The sequence below is a fragment of the Paenarthrobacter sp. 4246 genome (genome assembly GCF_040546855.1).
Lineage (GTDB): Bacteria > Actinomycetota > Actinomycetes > Actinomycetales > Micrococcaceae > Arthrobacter.
Window position 1 is genome coordinate 60,771 of sequence record NZ_JBEPOP010000014.1, and the last position, 23,452, is coordinate 84,222.

Genomic DNA, 23,452 nt, shown 5'->3' on the forward strand with positions numbered 1-23,452 from the left:
TGAAATCCGCGGATTTCAGGCCCCCTTGCGGTACCGTGGCACTTATGGCGACCCGTACTACCTCCACGCCACGAGGCAGCTCCAGCAGTAAATCCGGCGGAACAGGCCGGAGCGCAGCCACATCCAAAACCAGCGCCGCCGCGAGCAAAAGCGGGCGTGGAAGCACTGCCCGCACCAAGCAGGCAGCCGCCGTCGTGCCCCAGGCTCCGCTGCCCTTGCGCATGCTTTCAGGTTTTTGGCAGGGGATCGGCCATGTGGTCGGTGCCGGCGTCCGGCGCATCGGTTACGACGTCAGCGACCTCGACCCAGCGGATCGCCGTGACGGCGCAGCCCTGTTCAATCTGGTGTTGGGCATCGCGATTGCCACCTTCGCCTGGTGGGGCCTGACAGGCTGGCTTCCGGACGCCGTCTACAGCGTCGTCAACGGGACGTTTGGCTGGATGACCCTGATTCTGCCTTTCATGCTTTTTGTTTGTGCCTTCCGATTGTTCCGGAAACCCCAGGACGGCCGCGGCAACAACCGTGTGGGCATTGGCTTCATGATCATGACCCTGGCCGGCTCGGGTTTGGCCCACGTCATTGGCGGCCTGCCCACCGTGGCCGATGGGTTCGATGGCCTGCGCAAGGCAGGCGGCATGTTGGGATTCCTCGCTGCCGCCCCTCTGGCCGCAATCCATGGTGCAGTACCGGTGGTCCTTTACAGCTTGTTGGCGTTCGTCTCTTTCCTGATCGTCACCGCGACCCCGTTTGGCGCCATTCCCTCCCGGATCCGGGGTGCCTATGAGCACCTTATGGGTGTGGACCTCATGGACGGTTCCGGCAAGGACGCCCACGATCGCAGCTACCTTTACGAAAACGACGCACCGGCCAAGCCCAAGAAGAAGCGCATGCGCCTCTTCGGCAAGGACGAGGAACCCGAGGCAGGCCTGGAGGGCTACGTCGGGGACGAAGCTTTCGAACACGCAATAGTCGACGACGACGAAACCCCCGCCGCGTCGGAACCGCGCGTTCCGCCGGGGGTGCGTCGCCCAACCCAGGCGGAGATCGCCGTCGGGAAGATCAAGGCAGCCCAGGGCCTCGGGGGTGTGCCCGGCATCGACAACCCCACCGAAGCCATCCCGGTCATCACTCCTGACATGACCGTTCCCGCACCCACCGTGGCCCAGGTCCCCGCGAAGCCTGCCGGTGCGCCGCTCCCGCAAACGCCGATCCCACAGCGCACGGAGCAGTTGTCCCTCGCCGGGGATGTCACCTACACACTGCCGGCCTCGGACTACCTGACGCCGGGCTCCATTCCGAAGGAGCGCACGGAGGCGAATGACGCCGTCGTCGCCGCCCTGACGGACACCTTGACACAATTCAACGTGGACGCTTCCGTGACTGGCTTCAGCCGTGGTCCCACTGTGACGCGCTACGAGATCGAGCTGTCTCCCGGTACCAAGGTGGAGCGTGTTACAGCGCTGTCCAAGAACATTTCCTACGCGGTCGCATCGAGCGATGTCCGCATCCTGAGCCCCATCCCCGGCAAATCGGCGATTGGTATCGAGATCCCCAACACGGACCGCGAAACGGTTTCGCTGGGCGATGTGCTGCGGAGCCAGAACGCCCGCCGGACAGACCACCCCATGGTCATGGGCGTTGGCAAGGACGTCGAGGGCGGCTACGTGGTGGCCAACCTGGCAAAGATGCCCCACCTGTTGGTGGCTGGGGCCACTGGTGCTGGTAAGTCGAGCTTCGTGAACTCCATGATCACCTCCATCCTCATGCGTGCCACCCCGGATGAAGTCCGCATGGTCATGGTGGACCCCAAGCGTGTGGAGCTCACCGCCTACGAAGGCGTCCCGCACCTCATCACGCCCATCATCACCAATCCCAAAAAGGCCGCGGAGGCCCTGCAATGGGTGGTTCGGGAGATGGACGCCCGCTACGACGACCTCGCCAACTATGGTTACAAGCACATCGACGACTTCAACAAGGCTGTCCGTGCCGGCAAAGTGGTGCCGCCCGTGGACTCCAAACGGGTCATCAAGCCCTACCCCTACCTTCTGGTGATCGTGGATGAGCTCGCCGACCTCATGATGGTGGCCCCGCGCGACGTCGAAGACTCGATCGTCCGCATCACCCAGCTCGCCCGTGCCGCCGGTATCCACTTGGTCCTGGCCACCCAGCGCCCGTCCGTGGATGTGGTCACTGGCCTGATCAAGGCGAACGTGCCTTCCCGCATGGCCTTCGCAACCTCGTCCGTGACGGACTCCCGTGTTGTGCTGGACCAGCCGGGCGCGGAGAAGCTTATTGGCCAGGGTGACGCGCTTTTCCTGCCGATGGGTGCGTCGAAGGCAATGCGTGTCCAGGGCGCCTGGGTGACGGAATCCGAGATCCACAAGGTGGTGGAGCACGTCAAGGGACAGCTCCAGGCCGTCTACCGCGACGACGTTGCTGCCGAAGCCCCCAAGAAGCAGATCGACGACGACATCGGAGACGACCTCGAGGTCCTGTTGCAGGCCACCGAGTTGGTGGTGACCACCCAGTTCGGCTCCACGTCGATGCTGCAGCGCAAGCTCCGGGTGGGCTTCGCCAAGGCCGGGCGACTCATGGACCTCCTAGAATCACGCGGCGTGGTGGGGCCCTCGGAAGGCTCGAAGGCCCGCGATGTCCTGGTCAAGCCGGACGACCTCGCGGCCGTCCTGGCAGCGATGAAGGGCCAGGAATCGCCCGCCGCCCCCGACGCCCACACGGCGGCCCTGAGCGACAACGCGAACTCGAATATCGCCGTCGGCGGTTATGCGGAGGATCTCGTGCAGGCAGACCTGGACAACCGGACGCAGGCCATTGAGTATTACGATGGCGCTGACGGGCCCGATGACGACGACGAAGGCGGCGAAGACGCCTGGTCGTTGACGGGGCGCTAGCTTCAAAGGCGTCAGCCCAAAGACGGTAGCCTAGAGGGGTGACTACAGCCGAGGGTGATAACGCGACGTCCAGCAACTCCGATGTCTGGAACCTGCCCAACATCCTCACGATGCTCCGGATCGTCCTGGTCCCGTTTTTCGTCTGGTTCCTGCTCGCCGACAACGGCGAGTACGGCCTGTGGCGCTGGGCAGCCGTGGTGGCCTTCGCGGTAGCCATCTACACGGACAAGCTCGACGGCGACATCGCCAGGGCGCGCGGCCTCATCACCAATTTCGGCAAGATCGCCGATCCCATCGCCGACAAATTGCTGATCGGCTCCGCGTTGGTGCTCCTGTCCATCCTGGGGGAACTGCCGTGGTGGGTCACCATCCTCATCCTCGTCCGCGAGTGGGGGATCACGGCCCTTCGGTTCGTCGTGATCCGGTACGGCGTCATGCCGGCCTCCAGGGGTGGAAAGCTGAAGACGGTGGTCCAAACCGTAGCCATCTTCCTGTACATCCTTCCCCTCAAAGCGATCGCCCCCTGGCTGGGCGACGTTGCCTTCTGGGTCATGATGCTGGCGCTTGCCATCACCCTGTGGACCGGCGTCGAATACATCGTCCAAGCCCTCAGGCTGCGGGCGGCGGGGCGTCGGGCATGACGTCCGGTGACGCCGTCTCCGCCGCAACAGAGACGTCGACGGCGGTGGTCGCCGCGGCAGAGACGTCGACGGCGGTGGTCGCCGCGGCGATCGCAAAGAACCTCACGGTGGCTACGGCTGAGTCGCTCACCGCTGGAATGGTAGCGGCCACCTTGGCCAATACTCCCGGCGCCTCAGGGATGCTTCAGGGCGGAGTTGTTGCGTATCAAAACTCCGTCAAGGCCGGCGTCCTGGGCGTCCCGGAAGGGCTGCTTGCCGACGTCGGCTCCGTGGACGGTGCTGTTGCGGAAGCCATGGCCGACGGTGCCCGGCGCGCCTGCGGCGCCAGGATTGGAGTATCCACTACCGGCGTGGCCGGACCTGATCCCCACGACGGCAAAGCCGTGGGAACAGTGTTCGTTGGAATCGCTGCCGATGCCGGAACACAAGCCTTCGAATTCAGCTTCACGGGGGACCGCCAGTCCATTCGCGAGCAAGCCTGCGAGGCGGCCCTGGTGCGTCTGCTTGCCGCGCTGGAGGGGGATGGTTACCGTTCGTAAAGTAGCCGGGAACAAAAACTGATTGCCAATAGTTGTGTCATTGAGTCGCTTCGGAAGAGCCGGGGCGCCTAGGATGTAGAAACCAACCCGGTCCGCCCACCAGCGAACCGGATGACTGAGGGAGCAAGGCGATACAGATGGTAAAGCAGCCCGTATCCGTAAACGGCGTTGTCCGCTGGAAGGATGTGGGCTTGGCTGATCAGGCACAGAGCGAACAGAAGGAGCGCAAAATGGTTGTACTACGCCACGAGATCGGTGATGTACTGCGCGATGTCCGCCAGCGTCAGGGCCGTACCCTCCGCGAGGTTTCGCACAGCGCCCGCGTCTCACTTGGTTACTTGAGTGAAGTTGAACGCGGACAGAAGGAGGCTTCTTCCGAGCTCCTGTCCTCTATCTGCACAGCCCTGGATGTTCCGTTGTCCCACATGCTCCGCGAAGTCAGCGACCGTGTGGCCGTTGCTGAGGGAGTGGCCGTGCCGGACACCGTTCCGCAGGAATTCTCCCAGCGTTACGGTCGCGATCTGGACCTCACGGACGACTTCCCACAGGGAATGCTCTCCGGAGCCCGGTAACCGTTCCACCAGAATTTGGAGAAGGTCCCCAGCCGTCGGCTGGGGACCTTCTTTGGTATTCGCTGGTATGGCCTGAGGGGCGGGAGTCCTCGCGGATCAGGCGTCGGTCGGTTTGGCGGGGTCGGCGGCAATGTCGGGTTCCCTCAGGGTCACGTCCTTGAGGACGCCGTCGCCGTAGATCGCATTGAGCCGGCCCATGTAGTCGGCAAGGGTCTGGACGTCTTCAAGCGGCCATTCGCCCAGGCGTTCGCGGAATACCTGCCGCCGGGCATCCTGGACCTGGTGCATCTTGTCCTCGCCCTTGTCCGTCAGGCGGATGGATTGTGCCCTTCCGTCCTGCGGGTCAGCTTCTTTGTAGACCAGGCCGATGCTCTCCAGGAAAGCGATCTGCCGGCTCACGGACGGCTTGCCAACGCCAATGCACGTAGCGAGGTCGGTCAGCCTGATGGGTCCTTCCCTCCGGATGACGGTCAGCAGCCCGTAGGCGGCCGGTTCCATGTCCGGGTGGACCTGGCGCGACAATTGATGGGAGATTGACCGGGCCCGGCGCCAGAGCAGGCTCAGCTGGTGTTCCACCTGCTGGAGGGCGTCGTCTACGGCGTCGCCTGGCACGGCCTGACCGGGCGTGCTCTGGAGAGGATTGCTCATGGCAACCATTCTAGAGTCCGGCTCCATGAGAGACTCTATCCGTGAGGGCAAGTGACTTTTGGCGATTGATGGACGATGAGTTCGGGGCAGGCTATTCCCGGGTCCTCGCCGGCTCCTTGGTACTCGCAGGCGTGGGTGGGCGCACTGCCGTTGAGGCCCTGGCCTCCGGCTACCAGCCCCGCGAGGTGTGGTTGGCTGTGTGCGAAGTGCAGGACGTTCCCGCCGAACGCAGGCTGGGGCGGGACATCAAACCGGCTTCCAACTGAGCGCCGCACTGCTGTCTTGGCAGGGGACACGCCGGACCATTGTTCGAATATCTGTTCGGATGGGGATATGCTCCTGTGAGAGGAAAATTGATCCCGAAGGCCGCATTTCCGAGCATCCGGATTGCCCGGTTGTCCACATAGCCGGATTCGGCTCATAAAAATGTCAGCACGTCGTAATAGCGTCTGACATGACAGGAAAGCGGCCCTTAGGGCCACTCCACAGCGAGAAAGCATCAGAGGTGTGAACCATGGCGGCAACCCCGGATCGTGAGAAGGCGCTCGAAGCAGCGCTTGCCCAGATCGACAAGCAGTTCGGCAAAGGATCCATCATGCGCCTGGGTGATGACACCCGGGCTCCCATCGAGGTCATCCCTACCGGCTCCATCGCCCTGGACATCGCCCTTGGCATTGGCGGCCTGCCCCGTGGCCGTGTGGTGGAAATCTACGGACCGGAATCCTCGGGTAAGACCACCGTTGCGCTGCACGCCGTTGCCAGTGCCCAGCGTGCCGGCGGCATTGCGGCCTTCATCGACGCCGAGCACGCCCTGGACCCGGACTACGCTGCAAAGCTCGGAGTGGATACCGATGCACTCTTGGTCTCGCAGCCGGATACCGGCGAGCAGGCCTTGGAGATCATGGACATGTTGGTAGGTTCCGGCTCCCTGGACATCGTCGTCATCGACTCTGTGGCCGCGTTGGTACCCCGTGCTGAAATCGAAGGCGAAATGGGTGACTCACACGTGGGTCTGCAGGCCCGCCTGATGAGCCAGGCCCTGCGTAAGATCACCGGCAGGCTCAGCCAGACCAAAACCACAGCGATCTTCATCAACCAGCTGCGTGAGAAGATCGGTGTCTTCTTCGGCTCCCCGGAAACCACCACCGGTGGTAAGGCCCTGAAGTTCTACGCTTCGGTGCGTATCGACGTCCGTCGTATCCAGACCTTGAAGGAAGGCGCGGACTCCGTAGGTAACCGCACCAAGGCCAAGATCGTCAAGAACAAGATGGCGCCGCCCTTCAAGATTGCTGAATTCGACATTATTTACGGCCAGGGCATCTCCCGTGAGGGCGGCATCATTGATATGGGCGTCGAGCACGGCATCATCAAGAAATCGGGCTCTTGGTTCACCTATGATGGCGATCAGCTGGGTCAGGGCATGGAGAACTCGCGGCGGTTCCTCCGGGATAACCCTGAGCTCGCCCAGGAGCTGGAGCGCTTGATCAAGGAAAAGCTTGGCGTTGGCGTCAAGCCGGAGGAAGACTCCCCAAAGCTGAAGGCCGTTGACGGTTAGGAAAGGGCCGGATCCGGAGTCGTCCGTATCCGCCGATCCCGAGCCTGATCCCGAGTCCGTGGCGCGTGCCATCGTCCTGAGGCAGTTGACGATGGCGCCGCGGAGCCGGCTCCAGCTTTCCCGCAAGCTCGCGGAACGCAATGTGCCCGAGGACGTGGCCGAGGCAGTCCTGGACCGGTTTGAAGAGGTTCAGCTGATTGATGATGCTGAGTTTGCGAGGATGTGGGTCCGCAGCCGTTCGCAGAGCAAGAAGCTAGCTAAAGGCGCACTTCGCCGCGAACTGACGGACAAGGGAATCGAACTGGACGCAGCCGAAGAAGCACTGTCGCAGCTCAGCGATCAGGATGAAGAAGTGGCTGCTCGTGAGCTTGTTCAACGCAAGCTGCGTCCCGGCGTCGATCTGGCTGATCGCGCGGAACGGGACAAGTACACCCGTCGTCTGGCGTCGATGCTGGCACGGAAGGGCTACGCCCCCTCCATGGCCTTCAGGATCGTCGGTGAGGTGCTGGCAGAAGCCGGTACCCTTGAGTAGTGAGTTTGACCATTCCTTCCCCAACAGTTTCCGCCACTCCTTCGGCTGAGCCCCGGACCTATCAGGTCCGCACGTTCGGCTGCCAGATGAACGTCCATGATTCAGAGCGCATGGCGGGACTCCTGGAGGACGCGGGTTACGTGCCTGCGGAGGGTGAGCTCGCTGACGTGGTGGTCTTCAACACCTGCGCTGTTCGGGAGAATGCGGACAACAAGCTCTACGGCAATCTCGGCCAACTCAGGCAGGTCAAGGCGGCGAACCCCGGCATGCAGATTGCCGTAGGTGGCTGTCTGGCCCAGAAGGACCGGGAAACCATCGTCAAGAAGGCGCCGTGGGTTGACGCCGTGTTTGGCACCCACAACGTTGGCGCGCTGCCTGCCCTGCTGGACCGCGCCCGGCATAACAATGAAGCGCAACTTGAGATCCTCGAGTCTCTGGATGTTTTCCCGTCAACTCTTCCCACTAAACGGGATTCTGTTTATGCGGGGTGGGTTTCCATCTCCGTGGGCTGCAACAACACCTGCACGTTCTGCATTGTGCCTTCGCTCCGCGGCAAGGAGAGGGACCGACGCCCCGGAGAAATCCTCGCTGAGATCCAGGCGCTCGTGGATGATGGCGCTGTGGAAGTGACTCTCCTCGGCCAGAACGTCAACTCGTATGGCGTGGAGTTCGGGGATCGGCAGGCTTTCTCCAAACTCTTGCGCGCGTGCGGTGAAATCGAGGGCTTGGAACGCGTTCGCTTCACCAGCCCGCACCCCGCAGCCTTTACCGATGACGTCATCGACGCCATGGCTGAGACGCCCAACATCATGCCGCAATTGCACATGCCTTTGCAGTCCGGCTCAGACAAAGTCCTCAAAGACATGCGGCGTTCCTATCGATCCAGCCGATTCCTCGGGATTCTGGACAAGGTTCGTGATCGGATTCCCAACGCAGCCATCACCACGGACATCATCGTCGGGTTCCCAGGCGAAACTGAAGAGGATTTCCAGGCGACCCTGGATGTCGTGGAGAAGTCCCGTTTCGCCTCAGCCTTCACCTTCCAGTACTCCAAACGGCCCGGCACGCCGGCCGCAGACTTGCCGGAGCAGCTTCCGAAGGATGTGGTGCAGGAGCGTTTCGAAAGGCTGACGGCCCTCCAGGACCGCATTGCCGCTGAGGAGAATGCCAAGCAGCTGGGCCGGACAGTTGAAGTGCTGGTGACGGCCCAGTCGGGGCGTAAAGCCGAGGAAACCCACCGCTTATCCGGTCGTTCCAAGGATCAGCGCCTGGTGCACTTCTCCGTGCCGTCCGGTGCAGATACTCCCCGTCCCGGAGACTTTGTGACAGTCACGATCACGGAGGCTGCTGCTTTCCATCTTGTGGCGGATCCGGCTACCGCTGGCGACTATGTATTGCGCCGATCCCGTGCCGGCGACGCTTGGGATCGTTCCCAAGCAGAGTCCTGCGGTGTCCCTGCACCGGGTTTGGCCTCGAGCAAGGCCGGGGTGTCCTTGGGCATGCCGTCGTTGCCGGCTCGTCGCGCCTGACGTCGGACCAGGATCCTCGTGCCTACCTCCACCAAGGACGCTTCCCTGCCCGTCATTGCAGTGGTTGGACCCACTGGTTCCGGCAAGTCGGACCTGGGCGTCAACCTGGCCCTCGCCTTGAACGGTGAGGTCATCAACGCGGATGCCCTGCAGTTCTATCGCGGGATGGACATCGGAACGGCCAAGATCAGCGTGGAAGAGCGCAAGGGCGTTCCCCATCACCTGCTGGACACCATGGATGTCTCCCAGGAGGCAAGTGTTGCGGACTTCCAGGCAGACTGCCGTAGAGCCATTGGGGAAATACGTTCCCGCGGGAAACGCCCCATCCTGGTAGGGGGATCCGGTCTGTACGTCCGTGCCGCACTGGATGTCCTGGAGTTCCCCGGCACCGACACCGTCATCCGTAAGGCGCTGGAAGAAGAGTATGACGCGCACGGCCTCGCGCCGCTGCGGACACGGCTTGAAGTCGTTGATCCCGTGTCGGCAGCCCGTTTGGGGGACGCGCGGCGGGTGATCCGGGCCCTTGAAGTGCACCAGCTCACCGGACGCCCTTTCAGTTCGTTCATGCCGCAACGCGAGTATTTTCAGCCGGCAGTGCAGATCGGCCTGTCAGTGGACCGTGAGGTCCTGAGGGAACGGTTGGCACATAGGGTCCATCGGATGGTGGAGGATGGTCTGCTGGACGAGGTTGAACGGCTTGATGCTGCAGGGCTCAGGCAGGGCAAGACCGCGTCCCGCGCCCTGGGGTACGCGCAGTTCCTGAGGGTCCTGGACCAGCAAACCGACGTCGCTGCCGCGTCTGAGGAAACCATCGTGGCCACCAGGCAGTTCGCCAGGCGTCAGCTCACTTGGTTCAGGGCCGACCCCCGGATCACCTGGCTTGACTGGCAGGATCCCGACCTCGCGGCCCAGGCCGTCGCCACCGCTTCAAGCCCGCAGGCCTGATTTCTGGCCGAACCAGCGTGGAAGGTAGCCTAGTGGCATGGATGAAACCCCTGCAGTTCCCGCCCAGCAGTCCGCAGCTGCCGGTGCTACCGTGACCGCCTCAAGCCTTGCCGGTCTGACGTTTTCCAAGGGCCATGGAACGGGCAACGACTTCGTCCTGATTGCCGACCCCGGCGATGCCCACGAGATCAGCCCGGAGCAGGTCGCCCACTTGTGCGACCGCCACGTAGGCATTGGTGGAGACGGCCTTATCCGGGCTGTTCCGTCGCGGTTCCTTCCGGAGGGCCGGGACCTCCTGGAGAAGGATCCAGACGCCGAATGGTTCATGGATTACCGCAATGGTGATGGTTCCCTCTCGGAGATGTGCGGCAACGGCGTCCGCGTCTTCGTGCACTTCTTGATTGCCGAAAAATTGGTGGATCTTGGCCCGGGCGAAACCTTGACCATCGGCACCCGTGGCGGGGTCAAGAAAGTGGTCCGTACGGCCAACGGTTACGCCGTGGACATGGGCCCGTGGGAGTTCATCTTCCCCAAGGAAGCCACCAGCAAGGCCATGGACGCGCTGGTCAGCGCGGACGGCCTGGAGGTAGCCCGTCCCGGCCTCTCAGTCAGCATGGGCAATCCCCACACTGTGGTTGCTTTGGCCGAACTCAAGGAGTTGTCGGCCACGCAGTTGTTCAAGGCGCCGGTGGTCGATCCCAAGCCTGTCAACGGGACCAACGTTGAATTCGTTGTTCCGGCCGAACCGTTGGTTGAAGACGGCGTCGGCACCATCACCATGCGCGTCCATGAGCGCGGCGTAGGGGAGACCCAATCATGCGGCACAGGAGCCTGCGCTGCCGCCGTCGCCATTCGTCATTGGGCCGGCAACACAGCGCCGAACGACTGGCACGTCAACGTGCCGGGCGGCGTCGTGGGTGTTAAGTTCTTCCCCGGTGCAGGCGGCCGTGAGCATGTAGAGCTCAGCGGCCCGGCCGTGATCGTGGCTACTGGGACGCTTTCCTGACCCGAATGATCCTGAAGGACTTGGACGTGCTCTCCCGGCCCACGGAGTAGCTCTTGTCCAGCTCGCCGGCGAGCCACCGCTGGAGGGAGTCGGAACCAAGGTTCTTTTGAACCACCAGCCAAGCGTTTCCTCCCGGGGCCAGCCGTGGCAACCACGTAAGCAGCAGGCTGTGCAGCTCGTCCTTGCCGATGCGGATGGGCGGGTTGGACCAGATGGTGTCGAACTCGACGGCGGGGTCTACCTCGTGTGGCAGGCTCGCCGTCACGTTGTCCAGGCCCAAGGCAGCCGCGTTCTCATTGGTCAGCGTGACGCAGCGCTCGTTGACGTCCACAGCGTGCACCTTGGCGTGGGGCGCCATCAGCCCCAACGTCAAAGCAATGGGACCCCAGCCGCAGCCGATGTCCAACAAGTTTCCCTGCGGTGAAGGCGGCGGAACTTCGGAGAAGAGTATGGCAGTGCCCTTGTCCACTCCGTCGGGGCTGAAGATGCCGGAGGAGGTCTGCAAGTGGCGTGTGGCTCCAGCGAGTTCCACCGTGAGTGGCTTTCGGGTGAACGGTCCGGCCGGTTGGGCGGTGAAATAGTGTGCAGACTCCATAATTTGCCAGATTAGTTGGCTATCGGCGCCATGGGAAACTGCCTGTCCCCAGGGGCGGCTTGACATTGGATGATAGTGTGAAACGCATGTTCTTGATCTTCGAGTAATAACGCCGCAGCCCGCCTGAGTACTCAGGCGTCACACGGCACCGCCCCGCGATGCAGCCCGGTCCTTGGCAGTTCTGCCAAGCCCCGATCTTTCCGCCAGGCAGGTCCCACCGGCATTTCCGTTGACCCGCGTTTCCGATCACGGATGTCTTGAAGATCACACCATCCAGCCCAGCCCACTGAACCGCCAGCATCTTGTGCGGCTCCAGATAAGCCGGCAGTGCAATCTCCAGATGGCCAGGAACCTCCGCGCGGATCCCACCACGCCAGATCACAGCAACCGCCGTCCATTCCACGGGCGGCCGTTCAGCACAGGAGGCCCTCTTTGGCCCATGCCCGTCAGCCCAGCGCGAATACCGCCCCATCGAACAGCAAACAGCACTATTCTGGAATAGCCGAACAGTCTAAGGAGACCATGACCACCCAGAAGCACTCCGGATCCGATTCCGACGCCCAGGACATGAGTCCTGAACAAATCCAGGCCGTAATCGACCGGATTCTTTCCAAGGATGTACCTGCGCAGGCATCCGATAACGACGATGCCGGTGGTGTGTTCGGCAAGGCGCAGGCCATTTCCACGCTTGACCAGGAACACAGCATCTACGACGGTGACCAGGAAGACCTGGCCGAGCGCCGTGCACTGCGCCGTACGGCTGGCTTGTCCACGGAACTCGAAGACGTCACCGAGGTCGAATACCGGCAGCTGCGCCTTGAGCGCGTTGTCCTGGCCGGACTCTGGACCGAAGGGACACTGGCCGACGCAGAAAATTCGCTCCGCGAACTCGCTGCCTTGGCAGAGACTGCCGGTTCGGAAGTACTTGACGGTTTGGTGCAGCGGCGAACGAAGCCGGACCCAGGGACCTTCCTGGGGTCGGGCAAGGCCCAGGAGCTCAAGGACATCGTTGCCGCGACCGGTGCGGACACCGTAGTGGTGGACACCGAGCTGGCTCCTTCCCAACGCCGTGGCCTTGAGGACATTGTCAAGGTCAAGGTAGTGGACCGCACCACGCTGATCCTGGACATCTTCGCCCAGCACGCCAAGAGCCGTGAAGGCAAAGCCCAGGTTGAACTTGCCCAGCTCGAGTACCTGCTCCCGCGCCTCCGTGGTTGGGGTGACTCCATGTCCCGCCAGGCCGGTGGCCAGGTGGGTGGGGCTGGTGCCGGCATGGGTTCGCGTGGTCCTGGTGAAACCAAGATCGAACTGGACCGTCGTCGCATCCGCACCCGCATGGCCAAGCTTCGCCGTGAGATCGCCGCGATGAAGCCGGCGCGCGAGACCAAGCGCGCCAACCGCCGTCGTAATGCCGTTCCTTCCGTCGCAATCGCCGGATACACGAACGCCGGCAAGTCCTCGCTCCTGAACCGCCTCACTGACGCTGGTGTGCTGGTGGAGAACGCCCTGTTCGCCACCTTGGATCCCACCGTCCGTAAAGCCCAAACGCCGGATGGCATCGGCTACACCTTGGCGGACACTGTGGGGTTTGTCCGTTCGTTGCCGACCCAGCTGATTGAAGCCTTCCGCTCCACCTTGGAAGAAGTGGCGGACGCAGACCTGATCCTGCACGTAGTGGACGCCTCGCATCCTGATCCCGAAGGCCAGATTGCTGCTGTCCGGGCTGTCTTCACGGAGGTGGATGCCCGCAAGGTGCCCGAGATCATCGTCCTGAACAAGGTTGATGTCGCGGACCCCTTCGTGGTGGAACGCCTCAAGCAGAAGGAACCCCGCCACGCGGTGGTCTCCACGCGCACGGGCCAGGGCATTGCTGAGTTGTTGGAAGACATCAGCCAGTCCATTCCCCGGCCGGGCGTACGCCTGGAGCTGCTCATTCCTTACGACCGTGGCGAAATGATCAGTAAACTGCACAGCTCCGACTCGGAAATCCTCACCCTTGAGCACGAGGAAAACGGGACCCGCGTTGTTGTCATGGTCCGCGAAGGACTGGCAGCCGAACTGGAGCCGTTCGTCACCAATGGTTGAGAAGGTGGCGGCAGACGCCGTCGAGTCGTTGGGGGAGAAGACCACCCTCGAGTTGTTGGACCGGGCTGTTGCCGGCATGGGCGGTCAAAGCCGTGCCGGCCAGCACGAGATGGCCAAGTATGTCACCAGGGCTATCGAGACCGGAGAGCACCTGCTGGTCCAGGCGGGAACGGGAACAGGTAAGTCCTTGGCGTACCTGATTCCGTTGATCGCGCATTCGATGGACAGCGACAAACCGACTTTGGTGTCCACCGCCACCTTGGCACTCCAAACGCAGATTGTTGGCCGGGACCTTCCCCGGCTGTTGGAGACCATCAACCCAGCCCTTGAACGCCCCGTCAACGTGGCGCTCGTCAAGGGCAGGGCGAACTACGTCTGCCGGCAAAAACTCGAAGGCGGGTTCCCCAGTGAGGAACCGTCCGAGGGACAGCTGTTTTCCCTGGGCGAGGACACCAGTGTCCCGCACTTTGCTGCGTCCATGGGGGGACCGCAATCACAGCTGGGCAAGGAAGTGGTCCGGCTTCGCGAATGGGCCGAAAAGACCACTACCGGCGACCGTGACGAACTCATGCCCGGCGTCACGGACCGCGCTTGGCGGCAAGTGTCCGTGACGTCCATGGAGTGCCTCGGCGCGCAGAAATGTCCCCTCGCCGAGGAGTGCTTCAGTGAGTTGGCCCGGTCCCGCGCAGGCGAGGCCGACGTCGTGGTCACCAACCACGCCATGCTGGCCGTCAGTGCCTTCGAAGGGCTGGCTGTGCTGCCCGAATACGACGTCGTGGTAGTCGATGAGGCCCACGAACTGCAGGACCGGGTGACGGGCGCGGTGTCAGGCCAGTTGTCCGTGGCCATGGTTCATGCGGCGGCGTCGAGCGCACGCAAGCACACCGCCATCACCGTGGATGCCCTCAATGCGGCGGCCGATCGCTTGGATATGGCCATAGCGGGCGTGCCCAACGGTCTTTTGCCCAACGGGCTCAATGACGAACAGCTCGACTGTTTGGACCAACTGAGGGAAGCCACACGCGCAGCATTGTCGGATTCGAAGACGGAATCTTCCAACGCGGTCGACGGCGGCAGGCAACTTGCTCGCTCACGGCTCATGCTCATTCTTGAGCTTTGCGAGCGGATGCTCGCGGCCAAGGAGAACCGGGAAGTGGTGTGGTTTTCCCGCAACAGCACGTTCGATCCCCAGCAGGGATACTCTCAACCAGACGAGACCGCTCCGGCCTTGATCAACATTGCACCCCTGAGTGTGGCGGGACGCTTGCGTGAAGGTCTCTTTGCCGATCACACGGTGGTGTTAACTTCCGCTACTCTGGCCATCGGCTCGGCTTTCGAACCGGCTGCAGGCGGCCTTGGACTGATTGGCGATGGAGCACCAAGCTGGACCGGGATTGATGTCGGCTCGCCCTTCGATTACCCCAAGCAGGGTGTGCTCTACGTGGCCAAGCACTTGCCCAAGCCCGGCCGCGGAACTTCGCCTGAGGCCCTGGATGAGTTGGAAGACCTCATCCGCGCCTCCGGTGGGGGAGCGCTGTGTCTTTTCTCGTCGCGGCGGGCGGCTGAGGAGGCCGCCGATGCCATGAGACTCCGTCTCGACGTCAGTATTCTCTGTCAGGGTGAATCCACCATGGCAGCACTGGTGAAGCAGTTCGCTGACGAGCCCGATACCTGCCTCTTCGGCACGATGTCGCTGTGGCAGGGTGTGGATGTGCCCGGTGGTTCGTGCCGCCTTGTGGTTATAGACCGAATCCCGTTCCCGCGTCCGGATGACCCGTTGATGACGGCCCGATCGCGTGCCGTGGCACAGTCGGGTGGGAACGGATTCATGGCCGTGTCAGCAACGCACGCTGCCATCCGTCTGGCCCAAGGGGCTGGCCGGCTCATCCGTTCCACGGGAGACAAAGGGGTTGTGGCGGTCCTTGACTCCAGGCTCTCAACAGAGCGGTACGGGGGCTTCCTCAGGGCAGCCCTGCCGCCGTTCTGGGCGACGACGGATAGAACCGTGGTGCGGGGCGTGCTGGAGCGCCTGGGGCCAGCCAAAGCCTCCTAGAGGGAACGCAGGACCGACACGACCTTGCCCATGATGGTGGCCTGGTCGCCAAGGATGGGTTCGTACTGGGTGTTCTGCGGAAGAAGCCACGTGTGCCCATCGCGCTGGCGGAAAGTTTTGACCGTTGCTTCGTCGTCCAGCAGGGCGGCAACGATGTCTCCGTTGATGGCATCGTTCTGCCTGCGGACAACTACCCAGTCGCCGTCGCAGATCGCGGCATCGATCATCGAGTCGCCGGCTACCTTCAGCATGAAGAGTTCGCCGTGCCCTACGAGTTGCCGGGGCAGGGCAAGCACGTCCTCCACTGTCTGGTCAGCAAGGATGGGCCCACCGGCAGCGATACGACCGACCAGCGGAACCATGGCAGTATCGCTGGCGCTGGCAAGCTCGGTCACGGCAAAGCCACCCGTGCTGCGGAGAGCAGTGGGTGCTTCCACTCCCGGAATGGGTCCGCCATCGAGGGTCAAAGGCATGAGGACTTCCATGGCCCGGGGGCGTTTGGGATCGCGGCGGAGATACCCAAGCTTCTCCAGCTGGGAGAGCTGGTGCGTAACGCTCGACAGGCTTGCCAAGCCCACGGTGTCACCAATTTCACGCATGCTGGGCGGATAACCGTTGTCATTGACGGACCGCTGGATGGTTTCCAGGATCTTCTTCTGACGGACAGTCAGGCTCTTGGGAGTTTTTTGAGGCTGCTGGCTCCGCAGGGGTGCCCCGCCGCCGGTGGCTTTCGCTGCCATGTTCGCCAATGCCTTTCCATTCCGCCCGAAGTGTGCCCGGGGTCGTCGGGTCTGCAAAAAATGTCAGACCCTCCTGTTCCACTGAAACAGTGCTGTTTCTTCACTCAAACGTAGGGCAGCCACAGGCGTTTATCAAACATTTGTTCTAGCGAGTCTCGACACCGTTCGTTGATAAGTGCTAAAAATGTCATAGCAAGGTTCGAATATGTGTTCTATAAACCTGATGCTGACGCCGGATGTTCGAACGGAGTGTTCGAACTGACGGAGTTGGGCAGGGGAACGCACAGAATTGGCAGCCATGTACCGGGATCCGGCGCACGGCAATAGCTCAGAAGGGCTCAGCTCATGTCCGCAATCACTACGTTCGCTGATTTCCGCACCACCCAGGCGCCTGCGCGTCTGCGCCTGACCCGACGGGGACGGATGGTCTTCTTCGGCATCCCGGCAATGCTGCTGGTGGCTGCGCTGCTGAGTCTGGCTGGCTTCATCACGTCACCGGCCAAGGCCTCTGACTCGCAGGCGCAACTCCAGCCGCCTGTCGCCGTCACCGTTACAGTCCAGCCGGGACAGTCGCTGTGGGGTATCGCCGGCGCCGCTGCTCCCGAGCGGGATCCCCGCGATGTCATTTCGGAGATCATCCAGCTCAACGACCTCCGTGGCGGCCGGATCCAGCCCGGTCAGCAGCTGTTCGTACCCGCAAACTAGCGGGTTCCGTTCCGCATGAGGCGGCCCTCCGGCGTCACAGTTAGTCGGCAGTCCCGGCAGCCCCTTAAACTGTGGTGGTGAGTGACCAGCTTGAGCGACTTGACCGACTACCCCTCCGGACCAACCTGCGTGGACTGAGCCCTTATGGCGCTCCGCAGCTTGATGTCCCCATTTTGCTCAATGTCAACGAAAACACCCATGGCGTCCCGGCTGATGTGCAGGCGGCCATCACGGAGGCTGTTGCTGCTGCGGCCACAGGGCTCAACCGCTACCCGGACCGGGAGTTCACGGAACTTCGCCAGTCGCTGGCCGAGTATCTTGGCCACAATCTTTCCCCGGACAACATCTGGGCAGCCAATGGATCCAATGAGGTTCTGCAGCAGATCCTCCAAGCATTTGGCGGACCTGGCCGGAAGGCACTGGGATTCCCGCCCACGTACTCAATGTACCCATTGCTTGCCAGCGGCACGGATACCGAATACGTCCGCGGAGTCAGGGCTGACGACTACGGCCTGGATGCTGCCTCCGCTGCTGCGCAGGTCCGGGAGACCGGTGCCAACATCGTGTTCCTGTGTTCGCCAAACAATCCCACGGGAACAGGTCTGGGGTTGGATGTCGTTGAGGCCGTATATGAGGCAGGCGAAGCCAGTCAGGCAATAGTGATCGTGGACGAGGCATATCACGAGTTCGCGCACGACAATACCCCGAGCGCCCTGACCTTGTTGCCGGGACGCGAGCGTCTGATCGTGTCCCGCACCATGAGCAAGGCATTTGCCCTTGCCGGTGCCCGGCTTGGCTACATGGCTGCAGCTCCCGAGGTCACGGATGCCATTCGGCTGGTCCGCCTTCCTTACCACCTGTCGGCTGTTACCCAGGCAACCGCCCTGGCTGCGCTCAACCACAGGGAAGCCCTGATGGCGGACGTCGAGGACATCAAGGTCCAGCGCGACCGTATTGTGACCGAGCTCCTGCGCATGGGCCTGAAGCCTGCCGAGTCGGACTCCAACTATGTCTTCTTCGGCGGACTCAAGGATCCTCATGCGATCTGGCAGGGCCTGCTTGACGCCGGCGTGCTGATCCGCGATGTCGGGATTCCCGGCCACCTCAGGGTCACTGCTGGCACCGAACCGGAAACCACGGCCTTCCTCGAGGCGCTGGAAGCGCTGTTGGACGGCCAGGCGTCACAGCCCGCCTAAACTTGTCCATAGACCCAACCCACTCTTCGTGTATAAGGACGTCCCAATGAGCGAAACCGGCGCCACGCCGTCCGCTGCCCGCACCGCGCGCATGGAGCGCACCACCAGCGAATCCTCCGTCCTGGTGGAGATCAACCTGGACGGATCAGGTGTCTCGGACATCAGCACCTCGGTTCCGTTCTACGACCACATGCTGACGGCGCTGTGCAAGCACTCGTTGATCGACATGACCGTGAAGGCCACCGGCGATACCCACATCGACGCCCACCACACTGTCGAAGATGTTGCCATCACCTTTGGCGAGGTGCTGCGCACCGCTTTGGGCAACAAGGCAGGCATCCGCCGCTTCGGCGAAGCCACTGTTCCTCTGGATGAGGCCCTTGCCCACGCTGTGGTGGATGTTTCCGGCCGCCCCTACCTGGTTCACGGCGGAGAGCCGGCCGGCCAGGAGTACCACTTGATTGGTGGTCACTTCACCGGTTCATTGACCCGCCACGTTTTTGAGGCCATCACCCTGCACGCCGGGATTTGCCTGCACATGAACGTTCTCGCCGGCCGTGATCCCCACCACATCGTGGAAGCCCAATTCAAAGCCTTTGCCCGCGCACTCCGTGCTGCAGTTGAATCTGATCCCAGGGTCGAGGGCATCCCCTCCACCAAGGGGGCATTGTGAGCGGTCAGGTCCTGAAGGACGGGGCAGTGGCCGACACCATCGCTTCGGTCAAGCCCGAGTCCCCGGAAGGCAAGCCCACCGTCACGGTGCTCGACTATGGTTCGGGTAACGTACGTTCGGCTGTCAGGGCGCTGGAGCGTGCCGGCGCCCATGTAGTGCTGAGCTCCAAGCCTGAAGACGTGCTCAACGCCGACGGCCTGGTGGTCCCCGGCGTCGGTGCTTTCGAGACCGTCATGAAGGAACTTAAGGCCGTGGATGCCATCCGGATGATCGGACGCCGGGTTGCCGGCGGCCGGCCTGTGCTGGCCATCTGTGTTGGTTTGCAGGTTCTGTTTGAAGCCGGTGTGGAACACGGCACCGAATCCGAGGGCATGGCCGAGTGGCCCGGCAAGGTGGAGCTCCTGCCTGCTCCCGTCGTCCCGCACATGGGATGGAACACTGTGGATGTGCCGGAAGGCTCCAAGCTTTTTGCCGGCGTCGAGCAGGAGCGTTTCTATTTTGTGCACTCGTACGGTGTGCAGGAATGGAACTTCGATGTTGTGCAGCCTCGCATGGCCCCGCCGCAGGTGACGTGGTCCGAGCACGGCGCACGGTTCATTGCCGCCGTGGAAAATGGGCCACTGTGCGCTACCCAGTTCCACCCGGAAAAGTCGGGGGACGCCGGGGCGCGCCTGCTGCGGAACTGGGTGGACGGCCTGAGAAAGACCGCCACTTCAGGAGCGGAAACCTCCGGAAGCGGTGCCGCCTAGATGTGGTCTGTTGTCCTCATGGGCCTTGCCGGCGTACTGGTGGGCGGCGGTATTTCCTTCCATCAGCAGAAGAAGCCCCGCTGGGTTTCCATCTCTTTCTACATGCTGGCAGGGTTGTCCCTGCTGGCTGCCTACCTCCTGACGCTGCCCGGTAACTGAACCGGTCACCAAGAACCCGCGTCAAACCTCGAACTCCAAGGACCCACATGACCACCTCTGCCCAGCCCGTTCTGGAACTCCTGCCCGCCGTCGACATCGTTGACGGCCAGGCGGTCCGCCTCCTCCAAGGAGAGGCCGGCTCGGAGACCAGCTACGGAACGCCTCTGGAAGCAGCCCTGAACTGGCAGAATGCCGGCGCTGAATGGGTTCATATGGTGGACCTCGACGCCGCATTCGGTCGCGGCAACAACGCGGACCTCATCAGCGAGGTAGTGAAGCAACTGAACGTCAAGATAGAGCTGTCCGGTGGCCTGCGCGATGACGAATCGTTGGAGCGTGCCTTGGAACTGGGTGTCGCGCGGGTGAATCTTGGCACGGCAGCGCTGGAGAACCCCGAGTGGACCCGCAGGGCCATTGACCGCTTCGGTGACAAGATCGCCGTCGGACTTGACGTCCGGGGTACCACCCTTGCCGGGCGGGGCTGGACCAAGGAGGGCGGCGACCTTTGGGAAGTCCTGGCCCGCCTTGAGGATGCCGGCTGCGCGCGCTACGTCGTCACGGACGTTACCAAGGACGGAACCTTGCAGGGGCCCAACGTGGAATTGCTGCGGCAGATGGTGGAGAAGACCGGAAAGCCTGTTGTCGCCTCGGGAGGCATCTCCAGCCTTGAGGACCTCCGAGTCCTGCGTGAACTCGTACCGCTGGGCGTCGAGGGTGCGATTGTGGGCAAGGCACTCTATGCCGGTGCCTTCACGCTGCCCGAAGCCCTGGACGTTGCCGGTCGTCGCTGATGCCCCACGACGCCGGACACCCGCAAGGTCGCCAAGGCCACCCTGGTGCAGGCAGCCGGCACTTGCCGGGCCACATTGCCGCCGCCCTGGCCGGGGCCGGGGGAGCGACTGACTCTGCCGGGCAACCGTGGGCAGGCAGGAGCCTTAGTGGGGACGACGCCAGGATCCATAACTTTGAGGACGACGACGGAACGGCCGACGCCGGCTACGTCACCGCGATTGCCGCGTTGATCAACGGCACCGGAACCGAGGCCGATGTTGTGGCCTCGCTGGCTACTGCACGGGTGTTTGTTCCCGTTGTTGCGCAGTTGGCAGAGGAAGCCGTCGGCGTTGACGGGCTGCATGCTGACAAGCAGGCGGATATGGCATTGGTCACACTCAAAGCGCCCGATGGTCGCAAAGCCATGCCTGTCTTTACCTCGGCGGCTGCACTGGAAGCTTGGCATGGGGAAGCCCGTCCCGTGGCGGTTTACGCGGCCCGCGCTGCTCTTTCCGCAGTCTCCGAGGGTGCGCAGTTGCTGGTGTTGGATCCAGGGTCGGACTTCACGTTCGTGGTCCGACGCCCGGCCATGTGGGCCCTCGCCCAACAGCGGGACTGGACGCCGTCATACCTTGATGATCAACTGGAGTCTGCTCTCGCTTCAACCGTGTCAGGTTTCCGGACCGTGCGCCGGCTGGAGACGCAGCCCGGCGCAGGCGTTGCGTCGCTGACGGCCGACGGGCGGACGGTGTCCGGCGGTGGTTCGGGTCCGGAGTTGCGGGTGGTGCTCTTCCTGGAAGATGGACTCGACGCTGTGGCGGTTCAAACGCTGGTGGCGCAACTCAATGAGGCGTGGGCTCGGATGGATTCCTTCGCTGAGGGCGTTGACTCCATTGAAGTGAAATTGCAGCGTGCGGCGCAGGAGCCTGGGCTGCACTAACGGCAGCCGGTTCCCCGGTCTGCCCCGGGGGAACAAGAGGATTTAGCCAGTGAATTTCGCTCTCTACAAGGAGATGCTGTCCATCCGCCCTGTCCGGCGCTTGCTGGTGGTGGGCATGATCGCCCGTATTCCGCATTCCGCGGCCGGCGTTCTCCTCACCCTGCACATCGTCCTGACTTTGGGCCAAGGCTACGCAGCCGCAGGGGCAGCAGCGGCCGTGATGACCATTGGCATCGCCTTGGGCGCGCCGTGGCGGGGCCGCAGGGTGGATATGGTGGGCCTGCGGAAGGCCCTGATCCCGTCGGTGGTCTCCGAGACCGTGATCTGGTCGATCGTCCCGCATGTATCTTATGAGTGGCTTCTGCCGTTGGTCTTTGTTGGCGGGCTCTTCACCCTGCCGATCTTCAGTGTTGTACGTCAGTCGCTGGGCGTCATGGTGGAGGGGGAGCAGCGCAGGTCTGCGTTCGCCCTCGATTCCATCGCAACGGAACTCGTCTTCATGATTGGTCCGGCCGTTGGAGCCATTGTTGCCACTAGCGGTCACTCGGCGATAGGCCTGACTGCGGTGGGTATCTCGGTCTCCGTGGCTGGCCTTTTCCTCATGTGGTTCAACCCGCCAACGCGAAGCGAAGCGGCCTGCACGCCGGAGGAGTCCGCGGACCGGGCCGCAGCGGATCTTGCTGCCGCTGAAGCGGCCATGGTGGCCTCGGCGCCGGCCCATGTCCAGGAAGCAGCATCGGAAATGGCGCCCTCAACCTCGCGCAGTGCCGCCCTCCGAAGCCGTGTCGCCAGGAATTTCACGTGGTTCACCGCATCCGTGGCTGCTCTCTTCACGGTGGCGGCCGGTTCAGGCATGGTGCTCAGCGGCTCGGATGTGAGCATCGTCGGGTTGCTGGAACGTGGTGGGCACGAGAATGAAATTGGCATCGTGTTCTTCTTCTGGTGCGCCTCATCCGTGATCGGCGGACTGATCTACGGCTCCATGAAGCGCTCCATTTCGCCCATGCTGCTGCTGCTGGGCATGGCCGCCCTGACCATCCCCATGGGATTTGCCCAGGACACCTGGACCCTGGCTTTCCTGTCACTCCTGCCGGGCTTGTTGTGCGCACCCGTCCTGTCTGCGTCGTCGGAGAAGGTCGCCGACCTCGTGGACGAGGAACGCCGCGGCGAAGCAATGGGCTGGTACGGCTCTGCTCTGACGGCCGGCGTTGCGCTGGGCGCCCCTTTGGCCGGCGTTTTCATCGATGCCGTGGGTCCTTCAGCGGGATTCGCGGCCATCGGTTCGGCAGGCGTCGTGCTCTGTATTGCAGGCTTGGTCCTGACTTCCTTGCGTCGACGCGCCGCCTGCGTCTGACACGCAAGTGGAGGAAAGCACGACGGCGGGTCGACCACATGTGGTCGACCCGCCGTCGTTGAAACCTGCGGCAGTTGCCGGCTAGTTCACCGGACCGGTGAACTTTTCGCCGGGGCCCTTGCCTGGAGCGTCGGGAATCAGCGATGCCTCGCGGAAGGCCAGTTGCAGAGAGCGAAGCCCATCGCGCAACGGGCCGGCGTGCTGGGAGCCGATTTCCGGGGCGGCTGCGGAAACAAGGCCAGCGAGGGCTGTGATCAGCTTGCGGGCTTCGTCGAGATCCTTGAGGTCCTCGGCGTTGGGGTCATCCGCAAGGCCTACCTTCACGGCGGCTGCGCTCATCAGGTGAACGGCGCCAGTGGTGATGACTTCTACGGCCGGGACTTCAGCGATGTCGCGGATCTGCTGGGAAACCCCGGCATCAGCGGCAGGCGAAGCCGCGTTTTCGCTGTAGGAGTTGCGGGAATTGCTGTCTTCAGTGCTCATACTGGTAAGCTTGTCACAGACCGACTGGAAGTCGTTATTCACGGCCAACATCAGCAGTAATGCTCCCGCCACG

24 protein-coding genes are annotated in these 23,452 nt (G+C 62.9%); 20 read left to right on the forward strand and 4 right to left on the reverse strand.

Features of this window, described 5'->3' with window-relative positions:
- Positions 1–44 precede the first annotated feature (44 nt).
- From ABIE35_RS20635 to ABIE35_RS20650, 4 genes are all read left to right on the forward strand, one after another.
- Complete coding sequence (locus ABIE35_RS20635) at positions 45–2,909, forward strand: FtsK/SpoIIIE family DNA translocase (RefSeq protein WP_354517753.1); 2,865 nt, start codon at positions 45–47, stop codon at positions 2,907–2,909.
- Positions 2,910–2,947: 38 nt separating this feature from the next.
- Positions 2,948–3,550: a CDP-diacylglycerol--glycerol-3-phosphate 3-phosphatidyltransferase gene (gene pgsA, locus ABIE35_RS20640; RefSeq protein ID WP_354517754.1), complete on the forward strand. Its 603-nt coding sequence runs from the start codon at positions 2,948–2,950 to the stop codon at positions 3,548–3,550.
- Positions 3,547–4,089 carry a CinA family protein gene (locus ABIE35_RS20645; protein WP_354517755.1) on the forward strand — a complete coding sequence of 181 codons (543 nt, stop codon included), beginning with the start codon at positions 3,547–3,549 and terminating at the stop codon, positions 4,087–4,089. Before pgsA ends, ABIE35_RS20645 begins: the two co-directional genes overlap by 4 nt.
- 137 nt (positions 4,090–4,226) lie before the next feature.
- Positions 4,227–4,661: a helix-turn-helix domain-containing protein gene (locus ABIE35_RS20650; protein ID WP_014921288.1), complete on the forward strand. Its 435-nt coding sequence runs from the start codon at positions 4,227–4,229 to the stop codon at positions 4,659–4,661.
- A 96-nt stretch (positions 4,662–4,757) separates the two neighbouring features.
- Here the strand turns inward: ABIE35_RS20650 and ABIE35_RS20655 are convergent, their stop codons facing one another.
- Positions 4,758–5,309, reverse strand: a complete 552-nt coding sequence (locus ABIE35_RS20655; RefSeq protein ID WP_354517756.1) for a MarR family winged helix-turn-helix transcriptional regulator — start codon at positions 5,307–5,309, stop codon at positions 4,758–4,760.
- Positions 5,310–5,350: 41 nt separating this feature from the next.
- On the opposite strand from ABIE35_RS20655, the gene ABIE35_RS20660 reads away from it, so the two are divergent.
- The 6 genes from ABIE35_RS20660 to dapF all read left to right on the forward strand — a co-directional run bounded on the left by ABIE35_RS20660 (position 5,351) and on the right by dapF (position 10,876).
- Entirely contained in the window at positions 5,351–5,575 is a 225-nt protein-coding gene (locus ABIE35_RS20660) for a DUF3046 domain-containing protein (protein ID WP_089594400.1), read from the forward strand.
- A 248-nt stretch (positions 5,576–5,823) separates the two neighbouring features.
- Complete coding sequence (gene recA, locus ABIE35_RS20665; protein WP_089594401.1) at positions 5,824–6,864, forward strand: recombinase RecA; 1,041 nt, start codon at positions 5,824–5,826, stop codon at positions 6,862–6,864.
- On the forward strand, positions 6,854–7,396 hold the full coding sequence (locus ABIE35_RS20670; protein ID WP_354517757.1) for a regulatory protein RecX: 543 nt from the start codon (positions 6,854–6,856) through the stop codon (positions 7,394–7,396). Before recA ends, ABIE35_RS20670 begins: the two co-directional genes overlap by 11 nt.
- The gene (gene miaB / locus ABIE35_RS20675; protein WP_354517758.1) at positions 7,396–8,925 is read left to right on the forward strand and encodes a tRNA (N6-isopentenyl adenosine(37)-C2)-methylthiotransferase MiaB; all 1,530 of its coding nucleotides are present in this window, start codon (positions 7,396–7,398) and stop codon (positions 8,923–8,925) included. Before ABIE35_RS20670 ends, miaB begins: the two co-directional genes overlap by 1 nt.
- Before the next feature lie 18 nt (positions 8,926–8,943).
- Positions 8,944–9,870, forward strand: coding sequence for a tRNA (adenosine(37)-N6)-dimethylallyltransferase MiaA (miaA, locus tag ABIE35_RS20680; protein WP_354517759.1), 927 nt, complete (start codon positions 8,944–8,946; stop codon positions 9,868–9,870).
- Between the two features lie 37 nt (positions 9,871–9,907).
- Entirely contained in the window at positions 9,908–10,876 is a 969-nt protein-coding gene (gene dapF / locus ABIE35_RS20685; protein ID WP_354517760.1) for a diaminopimelate epimerase, read from the forward strand.
- Here dapF and ABIE35_RS20690 read toward each other — a convergent pair.
- Complete coding sequence (locus tag ABIE35_RS20690; RefSeq protein WP_354517761.1) at positions 10,857–11,471, reverse strand: class I SAM-dependent methyltransferase; 615 nt, start codon at positions 11,469–11,471, stop codon at positions 10,857–10,859. The two genes, dapF and ABIE35_RS20690, sit on opposite strands and share 20 nt — an antisense overlap.
- Positions 11,472–11,993: 522 nt before the next feature.
- Here ABIE35_RS20690 and hflX point away from each other — a divergent pair.
- On the forward strand, positions 11,994–13,556 hold the full coding sequence (hflX, locus tag ABIE35_RS20695; RefSeq protein ID WP_354517762.1) for a GTPase HflX: 1,563 nt from the start codon (positions 11,994–11,996) through the stop codon (positions 13,554–13,556).
- The gene (locus ABIE35_RS20700; protein WP_354517763.1) at positions 13,549–15,609 is read left to right on the forward strand and encodes an ATP-dependent DNA helicase; all 2,061 of its coding nucleotides are present in this window, start codon (positions 13,549–13,551) and stop codon (positions 15,607–15,609) included. The genes hflX and ABIE35_RS20700 overlap by 8 nt, the downstream gene beginning before the upstream one ends.
- Here the strand turns inward: ABIE35_RS20700 and lexA are convergent.
- A complete protein-coding gene (gene lexA, locus ABIE35_RS20705; RefSeq protein ID WP_354517764.1) occupies positions 15,606–16,349 on the reverse strand; it encodes a transcriptional repressor LexA in 744 nt (247 codons plus the stop codon). The two genes, ABIE35_RS20700 and lexA, sit on opposite strands and share 4 nt — an antisense overlap.
- Positions 16,350–16,694: 345 nt before the next feature.
- Between lexA and ABIE35_RS20710 the strand changes: the two genes are divergently transcribed.
- From ABIE35_RS20710 to ABIE35_RS20745, 8 genes are all read left to right on the forward strand, one after another.
- Entirely contained in the window at positions 16,695–17,054 is a 360-nt protein-coding gene (locus tag ABIE35_RS20710; RefSeq protein ID WP_354517765.1) for a LysM peptidoglycan-binding domain-containing protein, read from the forward strand.
- Positions 17,055–17,131: 77 nt separating this feature from the next.
- A complete protein-coding gene (locus ABIE35_RS20715; RefSeq protein ID WP_354517766.1) occupies positions 17,132–18,250 on the forward strand; it encodes a histidinol-phosphate transaminase in 1,119 nt (372 codons plus the stop codon).
- Positions 18,251–18,296: 46 nt separating this feature from the next.
- Complete coding sequence (gene hisB / locus ABIE35_RS20720; protein ID WP_089594411.1) at positions 18,297–18,923, forward strand: imidazoleglycerol-phosphate dehydratase HisB; 627 nt, start codon at positions 18,297–18,299, stop codon at positions 18,921–18,923.
- A complete protein-coding gene (gene hisH, locus ABIE35_RS20725) occupies positions 18,920–19,672 on the forward strand; it encodes an imidazole glycerol phosphate synthase subunit HisH (RefSeq protein ID WP_354517767.1) in 753 nt (250 codons plus the stop codon). The genes hisB and hisH overlap by 4 nt, the downstream gene beginning before the upstream one ends.
- The gene (locus tag ABIE35_RS20730; RefSeq protein ID WP_354517768.1) at positions 19,673–19,831 is read left to right on the forward strand and encodes a CG2302 family histidine operon protein; all 159 of its coding nucleotides are present in this window, start codon (positions 19,673–19,675) and stop codon (positions 19,829–19,831) included. It abuts the gene before it with no gap.
- Between the two features lie 47 nt (positions 19,832–19,878).
- Positions 19,879–20,622, forward strand: coding sequence for a bifunctional 1-(5-phosphoribosyl)-5-((5-phosphoribosylamino)methylideneamino)imidazole-4-carboxamide isomerase/phosphoribosylanthranilate isomerase PriA (gene priA, locus ABIE35_RS20735; protein WP_354517769.1), 744 nt, complete (start codon positions 19,879–19,881; stop codon positions 20,620–20,622).
- Positions 20,622–21,542 carry an SseB family protein gene (locus ABIE35_RS20740; protein WP_354517770.1) on the forward strand — a complete coding sequence of 307 codons (921 nt, stop codon included), beginning with the start codon at positions 20,622–20,624 and terminating at the stop codon, positions 21,540–21,542. Before priA ends, ABIE35_RS20740 begins: the two co-directional genes overlap by 1 nt.
- A gap of 49 nt (positions 21,543–21,591) precedes the next feature.
- A complete protein-coding gene (locus ABIE35_RS20745; protein WP_354517771.1) occupies positions 21,592–22,896 on the forward strand; it encodes an MFS transporter in 1,305 nt (434 codons plus the stop codon).
- Between the two features lie 81 nt (positions 22,897–22,977).
- Here ABIE35_RS20745 and ABIE35_RS20750 read toward each other — a convergent pair whose 3' ends face one another.
- A complete protein-coding gene (locus ABIE35_RS20750; RefSeq protein ID WP_089597300.1) occupies positions 22,978–23,379 on the reverse strand; it encodes a DUF1844 domain-containing protein in 402 nt (133 codons plus the stop codon).
- Positions 23,380–23,452: the final 73 nt, after the last annotated feature.

Coding starts and splice junctions, on each gene's coding strand:
- ABIE35_RS20635 (WP_354517753.1), top strand. CDS start 45: ATGGCGACCCGTACTACCTCCACGCCACGAGGCAGCTCCAGCAGTAAA.
- ABIE35_RS20645 (WP_354517755.1), top strand. CDS start 3,547: ATGACGTCCGGTGACGCCGTCTCCGCCGCAACAGAGACGTCGACGGCG.
- ABIE35_RS20650 (WP_014921288.1), top strand. CDS start 4,227: ATGGTAAAGCAGCCCGTATCCGTAAACGGCGTTGTCCGCTGGAAGGAT.
- ABIE35_RS20655 (WP_354517756.1), bottom strand. CDS start 5,309: ATGAGCAATCCTCTCCAGAGCACGCCCGGTCAGGCCGTGCCAGGCGAC.
- recA (WP_089594401.1), top strand. CDS start 5,824: ATGGCGGCAACCCCGGATCGTGAGAAGGCGCTCGAAGCAGCGCTTGCC.
- dapF (WP_354517760.1), top strand. CDS start 9,908: ATGGATGAAACCCCTGCAGTTCCCGCCCAGCAGTCCGCAGCTGCCGGT.
- ABIE35_RS20690 (WP_354517761.1), bottom strand. CDS start 11,471: ATGGAGTCTGCACACTATTTCACCGCCCAACCGGCCGGACCGTTCACC.
- hflX (WP_354517762.1), top strand. CDS start 11,994: ATGACCACCCAGAAGCACTCCGGATCCGATTCCGACGCCCAGGACATG.
- ABIE35_RS20700 (WP_354517763.1), top strand. CDS start 13,549: ATGGTTGAGAAGGTGGCGGCAGACGCCGTCGAGTCGTTGGGGGAGAAG.
- lexA (WP_354517764.1), bottom strand. CDS start 16,349: ATGGCAGCGAAAGCCACCGGCGGCGGGGCACCCCTGCGGAGCCAGCAG.
- ABIE35_RS20710 (WP_354517765.1), top strand. CDS start 16,695: ATGTCCGCAATCACTACGTTCGCTGATTTCCGCACCACCCAGGCGCCT.
- hisB (WP_089594411.1), top strand. CDS start 18,297: ATGAGCGAAACCGGCGCCACGCCGTCCGCTGCCCGCACCGCGCGCATG.
- ABIE35_RS20730 (WP_354517768.1), top strand. CDS start 19,673: ATGTGGTCTGTTGTCCTCATGGGCCTTGCCGGCGTACTGGTGGGCGGC.
- priA (WP_354517769.1), top strand. CDS start 19,879: ATGACCACCTCTGCCCAGCCCGTTCTGGAACTCCTGCCCGCCGTCGAC.
- ABIE35_RS20740 (WP_354517770.1), top strand. CDS start 20,622: ATGCCCCACGACGCCGGACACCCGCAAGGTCGCCAAGGCCACCCTGGT.
- ABIE35_RS20750 (WP_089597300.1), bottom strand. CDS start 23,379: ATGAGCACTGAAGACAGCAATTCCCGCAACTCCTACAGCGAAAACGCG.